This window comes from Treponema sp. (genome assembly GCF_045657965.1).
In the GTDB taxonomy this organism is placed as follows: Bacteria; Spirochaetota; Spirochaetia; order Treponematales; family Treponemataceae; genus Treponema_D.
Genome location: NZ_JAZOUG010000099.1, coordinates 1 through 5778, shown reverse-complemented (window position 1 = coordinate 5778; position 5778 = coordinate 1). Strand labels below are relative to the sequence as shown.

Annotated in this window: 6 protein-coding genes; all 6 read right to left on the bottom strand. The window is 38.6% G+C overall.

What is annotated here, in order from left to right:
* The coding region (locus ACKI5B_RS03700) for a hypothetical protein (protein WP_407425955.1) at window positions 1–380 on the bottom strand (380 nt) is incomplete at its 3' end.
* 1 nt (window position 381) lies between these two features.
* Window positions 382–972 (bottom strand): hypothetical protein, encoded by a 591-nt coding sequence (locus ACKI5B_RS03695; protein WP_407425953.1) that lies wholly within the window; start codon window positions 970–972, stop codon window positions 382–384.
* 44 nt (window positions 973–1016) lie between these two features.
* A complete protein-coding gene (gene fliD / locus ACKI5B_RS03690) occupies window positions 1017–3107 on the bottom strand; it encodes a flagellar filament capping protein FliD (RefSeq protein ID WP_407425951.1) in 2091 nt (696 codons plus the stop codon).
* Between the two features lie 33 nt (window positions 3108–3140).
* Complete coding sequence (locus ACKI5B_RS03685; protein ID WP_407425949.1) at window positions 3141–3521, bottom strand: flagellar protein FlaG; 381 nt, start codon at window positions 3519–3521, stop codon at window positions 3141–3143.
* Window positions 3522–3650: 129 nt separating this feature from the next.
* Window positions 3651–4499 carry a flagellin N-terminal helical domain-containing protein gene (locus ACKI5B_RS03680; protein WP_407425947.1) on the bottom strand — a complete coding sequence of 283 codons (849 nt, stop codon included), beginning with the start codon at window positions 4497–4499 and terminating at the stop codon, window positions 3651–3653.
* 329 nt (window positions 4500–4828) lie between these two features.
* A complete protein-coding gene (locus ACKI5B_RS03675; protein ID WP_407425945.1) occupies window positions 4829–5689 on the bottom strand; it encodes a flagellin N-terminal helical domain-containing protein in 861 nt (286 codons plus the stop codon).
* Window positions 5690–5778 lie beyond the last annotated feature (89 nt).

Genomic DNA, 5778 nt, shown 5'->3' with positions numbered 1-5778 from the left:
GATTCATTTCCTGTTGAATCGTATTCTTTAAAACACTCTTTTAAAATAGCATTTAATGCATAGTAATCGCGTGCAAGATACCTGATATTTGGAGTAGGGTGGTTAGAGCAGACATGAGAAAGAATTTCTTTTTCTTCTTTTACAAGATTACAAAGTGAAGAAATTTCGTTTATATCTTTTAGTGAAGTAGGGCGGTTTTTCTTTTTTTCAATGTATGCGTCAGAATTTAAATAATTAGAGATTGTCTTTGACACAATATAAATACTGGCAATTACAACAAAAATTATAAAAAGAATCAAAATTACTTTGAAATAATTCAGATTAAATCTGGCGCTAAGGGGAGAACCTGATTGAAGCAAAAATAATAACGTACTGTTCATTTTACAACTCCTTAATTGTGTCAGCTATTAATTGAAGTCTTGGGCTTATTTCGTATTCTGCTAAATCACCCATGAGAACCGTATCTTTTGAAGAAATTGCCTGTTCAAAATCATTAAGAATTCCAGAAAAGTCCTGAAAAAACTCATTAACTGTTTTTCCATCAAAAATTAATTTCTGATATAAATCAGGAAACAATGTGGACAAAGTAGCGATATGACAGAAATTCTCGATAAAGTCTGCTAATTTTGAAATTAAAATGCCTGATTCTTTATCTTTCCCGCTTTGAAGCTGTACAGGGAGTTGAACAAGCTGATCTGAAAGCTCTTTGCATTCATTCTCCTGTTTTTGCAGTGAAGAAATTATTTCTGATTTTGAAACTATTAAGAGTTCCAGTTTTGTATCACCTTGTATGGGCTCATTGAAGATTGAATCAAATTCTTCGGCTTTAATATTTTTACCATTGAGTTTTATATTTACTGTTGTTGCGTTATTTTTTTCACATTCTGACTCAAACGATTTTAATACATCGCCAATAGTTTTTTCATTTTCGAGAATAATATCTAATTTTTCATCATTTACATAAAATTCCATAAAAGATCCTTATTAAGCAAAAAAAATCTGTTTTTTATATTATACTACTGTTTTCCATTATTTGCAAAATTACTTACAGTATTTGACTGTGCATTTAAATTATTTAATGTGCCTTCCATCTGGCTGTATTTATTGCGCAGCTGGGCTTCTTTTGAAGAGAGCTGACTTTCTAATTTACGGATATTTGCCTCTGATACACGGATTTTAGTATCAATGCCATTGTTTTTTGTTGCAATGATTCCACCGCTTTGTACCCATGAAGTTAACTGTTTGTCGATTGCATATCCGATACCAGAATCAACTATAAGATCTCCGTCTGAATCATAGCCGAAAAGATTTTTTATTTCGTCCATGTTTTCTTCAAGAACAGAATCAAGTTTTTTCTCATCGATTTCAAGATAGCCGCGCATCTGGCTTGCTACATAACCCCCGGAATTTCCTGAAGCTCTGCTTGAAATGCCTATCTGGTTCAGCATTGTGATTGTAGCATTTTCACTCCAGTTATAATTTGCCGTAATAATAGAACGGAGTGATGATTTTCCGTTTGAAAGTGAAAAATCATTCTGAAACATTCCTAATCTGGATTCTGCTGCTTCTTTTTCGGAATCTGATAAATAATCAAGTTCTGAAATAATTTCAGGTTTGTTTTCACTTAAAATTGTCATTTCTGCAAGAACCTGATTATATCTTCCGACAAATTCAATAAGCGAGTTTTTTGCACTTTCTTTATCTGCTGTAATGTCAATTGTGGCAGTTTTTTCTGTCGGCTGATGAACATTTAAAGTAACATGAGAAATTACATCATCAATTTTGTTTGTTGGACGGGTAATGGTAATTCCTTCATATTTGATGATAGAATCTCCTGCTGTTGAAACAGGTTTCACAGGTGTGTATCCCAGATTCTTTTTTTCGTCATAGGCAGAAACAGGTGAAATTTGAATCTGTGTGCCGGTGTTTCTGTTGCGTACAACAATACTTTCGATGTCAGGATAGTTTTTTAAGGAAAGAGTAACAGTTTTTTCACCGGTTGTTTCATCTGATTTTAGACTTTCTGTTTCAACTTGGACTTCAGAACCGTCTTTATTGTGAACGTAAAAATCTGCATGATTTGTAATTGGTACAAGAGGATCCTGGGGAACCGGCGGAAGATTTGTTTCACTCTGTTCGTTTTGAACGGTAATTGTTTCAAAAGTTGCTTTTCCGGCCTCTGGAAGTTCCGGGCGGGTTGTGCGTTTTATATTAAGTGCTTCGGTTATATCTTCTACTTCCTGCTGTGAAAAACTGAATTCAAAATTTTCACTTGCAGTTGAAAGAAATTCTGATGGAATATTAATTGTGAATCCGCTTCTCGGTGGAATTATAAATTTCTGGTTTTCAGAATCAAGTGTAACAGCTTCATTTGTTATTGCCGGCATTCCATCCTGTTCTATATCTGGAATTTTAGGGTTTACAAGCTGTTTTTCATCAACAGGAGAAGTGTATTCTTTTAGTGACAGACCAAATTGAGTAACTTCTTTTTTATTTTTCTCGATAAGTTTTGTATTAAGAGCGTAAGTTAAAGCATCATCTTTAAAGATAAGATTATTATCATTACCCGTTTTAAGGGATTCAATCAAAAGTGAGGATTTATTGCTGCTCACTCCAACTAAAGATGCTTTGATGGTTGAAGTTCCGCGTTTATTAAGGGCTGTTACAAAATCAGTAAGTTTTCCGCCTTTCCAGTTAAAAGAAATTGTTTTTTCGCCGACTTGAAATGTATATTTTCCTTTGGGAACTTGAGAAGATTTTTCGATTTCACCTGACATAAATCTGTCAGAGGTAGCTTCCTTTAGAACATCAATTCTAATTGATTCTAAACCTGCTTCCCTGCCTGCTTCTGCTGTTACTGCTCTTTCGTCAGATGATGAAGCAATCTTGTTATTGAAAGGATTTTCAAAAGAGTAGAGTGTTTTTGTACTGTCCCGAAGAGCGGACATTTTCTGGTTTATACCACGCCATGCGCTCTGCTGTTCTTTGTACCTGTCAAGCGATTCCTGCTCACGATTGAGAGGAATACGCTCTTTTTTCATCAGTGCATCAATATAATCGTTTGTTTTATATTTATCACTGACTCCAGGTATTGAAATTTCAGCCATAGTAATATCCCCTCAGATTACAGAAAACTAAAATTAAATCATTTCGTCAAACAGAAGACCAATTGTCTTTCTGATTCGCACCTTTAGTTTCTGCAAGTCTGCGGATGGAATCTCCTTGATGACTTTATCTGTTGACGGGTCAACGATAGAAACTACAACCTGATTTAATTCCTGGTTGACGTTAAACTGGACTTTACGTCCCATTACGACATCAGACAATCGTTGAAGCTGCTTAGCATCTTCCTTGACCTGGGCAAGATTATTTGTAATGTTCTGTACCACTTGGGCAGCGTCTGCCATTGGAACATCAGCCGGCTTTATTGGCGCGGCTTGTTTTACAGCTGGTGCTGCACCGGAGTTATACGAATAGTGGCCATCCATTGCCAAATTCTGCCCGACTGAACTAATATTCATGGGCTTATCCTCCTGAAATTAAGAAGAAAAGGGGCGCACCTTTTCTTCTTACGCCTGTGCCTTTGAAAAGACAACATCCAGTAGTCTCTTTAAGCCAAAAACAACAGGCGATTTTATTTTGTGCTAAACTTAGCGGAGCAATGCCAATACATTCTGTGACTGGCTGTTTGCCTGAGCAAGCATAGCTGTTCCAGACTGTGTAAGAATCTGGTTCTTTGTGTATTCAACCATTTCAGAAGCCATGTCTGTGTCGCGGATACGTGACTCAGCAGCCTGAAGGTTTTCGGCAGCAACATTAACGCCATTTGCAGCCATTTCAAAGCGGTTCTGGTATGCACCAAGATCTGCACGCTGTTTAGAAACATTTTTGAGTGCTTCATCTACAGTAGCAATTGCCATGTTAGCTGTGTCTGGAGTTGCAATTCCAATGCCCTCTTCTGATCCCTGAGCTCCTTTAAGTCCAAGTGCCTGAGCGGTCATTGTGCCGATATATACACGTTCGTTCTGGTCAACGTTAGCTCCAATCTGGAACTGCATAATGCGGTCTGAATTCTGTGAGAAAGAACCTGTGAGCATATTCATACCGTTGAACTGTGCCTGTGAAGCAATGCGATCAACTTCGGCAACAAGCTGTGAAACTTCTACCTGAATCTGCATGCGGTCTTCGTCAGAATAAATACCGTTAGCTGACTGTACTGCGAGCTCTCGGATTCTCTGAAGAATGTCTGTAGTTTCCTGCAAATATCCTTCTGTAGACTGAATGAAAGAAACACCGTTCTGAATGTTTCTGTTAGCCTGATTCAATCCACGAATCTGGCTGCGCATCTTTTCAGATACTGCCAATCCTGAAGCATCGTCGCCAGCTTTGTTAATGCGCTGACCTGAAGAGAGTTTTTCGATGTTTCCCATCAACTGGTCGTTAGAAACGCCCAATGTACGGTTAGCATACAAAGAACTCATGTTGTGATTAATTACCATATTTGTGTCCTCCATGATAAAAAAAAGACAAATACAACATCGTGCTGTATGTCCCAGTCTGTGCGGGCATCTTCCGGTTTTTGCGCCCCCGGAAGAGATTTAGACCCATTACAGCGGGAGACGATATTGAAGTCTTCAATATCAACTTACGCCGTCACAGAAAGCATAGAGAACCTTTTCAAAGAACTAAAGGCATGTCTAAATTCATGCCAAAATGGTAGTTTTATTATAATGTGATGTTTGATGAAAATAAAGAGAGTAGAGCGAAAAAAAACACCGCATAACTATTGAAAGAGCCTTAAAACCCTTTCAATAGTTATTATAATGCACTATCGAAGCAAAGACAAGACGTTTTGAGACTGAGTGTTTGCCTGAGCAAGCATTGCAGTTCCGGCCTGCTGGAGAATTTCATTTTTTGTAAATTCTACCATTTGTGAAGCCATGTCTGTATCACGAATGCGTGATTCTGAAGCCTGAAGATTTTCTGCTGCGATGTCGAGACCCTTAACTGCATATTCCATGCGGTTCTGGTAGCCGCCGAGATCTGCACGCTGTTTGTTAATCTTTTTGAGTGCTTCGTCGATAGTACCGATTGCGCGGTTAGCCAATTCCGGTGTGGAGATGCTCATAACGCCTTCAGAAGCTACATCCCGTACACCAAGAGCTGCTGCTGTCATTGTACCAATGTAAACCTGCATACGCTGATCCATGTTTGCTCCGATATGGAACCACATAGAAGATGTAACAGAATTTTCGCCAGTTGACATAGCGAAACGTCCTGTGAGCATGTTCATACCGTTGAACTGTGCCTGTGAAGCAATGCGGTCAACTTCTGCAACAAGCTGAGAAACTTCTACCTGAATCTGCATTCGGTCTTCATCAGAATAAATTCCGTTTGATGACTGAACGGCAAGTTCACGAATTCGCTGCATGATGTCAGTTGTTTCCTGCAAGTATCCTTCAGATACCTGAATGAAACTGATACCGTTTTCAGCATTCTGAGATGCCTGATTGAGACCACGAATCTGGCTGCGCATCTTTTCTGATACTGCAAGTCCTGAAGCGTCGTCACCTGCGCGGTTGATTCTTTCTCCTGAAGAGAGTTTCTCCATGTCTTTTGAAAGACTAAGACCTGTTACGCCGAGCTGTCTGTCAGCGAACATTGCGGACATGTTGTGGTTAATGACCATAGTGTTTTCCTCCGTGGAAATGTGTTTCAAGCCAAAATCCTTTTCGGCCTGTTTGAAAAAGGAAACTTCTGTATTACAAGGCTACATCA